Here is a 503-nt window from a genome sequence, read left to right as displayed (position 1 = left end):
GCGCCCGCGGGGTCGGCGACGTTGGCGAGCAGCGCGACGGGCAGCCCGTCGGCGGTCGCGCCAGCTGCGGACAGGCGCGTCGCCCGACGCGCCGGCCGGCTTGCACGCTCGACCGCCTCGGCATCCGGGTCGGGGGTCACGGCACCCAGCGAGCCGTCGACGAGCACCCTGTCGCCGTCGCGCAGCGTGCCCGCCCCGGCGACCGCGACCACCGCGGGGATGCCGAGCGACCGGGCCAGGATCGCGGTGTGCGACGTCGGCCCGCCGCCCTCGGTCACGAGCGCGAGCACGCGGTCGGGGGAGAGGCGCGCGGCGTCGGCCGGGGCGAGGTCGCGCGCGACCAGCACGAACGGCGCGTCGCGGTCGGGAACTCCCGGCACCGGGGCGCCCGTGAGCGTGGCGACGACGCGGTCGCGCACGTCCTGGACGTCGCGCGCCCGCTCGGCGAACAGGCCGCCGAGCGCGACGAGCTGCTCGGCGACGCCCGCGGCCGCGTCCCACAC

Annotated in this window: 1 protein-coding gene; it reads right to left on the bottom strand. The window is 80.1% G+C overall.

The annotated features are described in order from the left end of the window. Nucleotides 1-503, bottom strand: a 503-nt coding sequence (locus tag CTKZ_RS21035) for a PEP-utilizing enzyme (RefSeq protein ID WP_268904353.1), incomplete at both ends; no start/stop codon positions are given.

The sequence above is a fragment of the Cellulomonas algicola genome (genome assembly GCF_003851725.1).
GTDB lineage: Bacteria > Actinomycetota > Actinomycetes > Actinomycetales > Cellulomonadaceae > Cellulomonas > Cellulomonas algicola.
The sequence above is the reverse complement of the archived record's forward strand: the minus strand, read 5'-3'. Positions and strand labels throughout refer to the sequence as shown.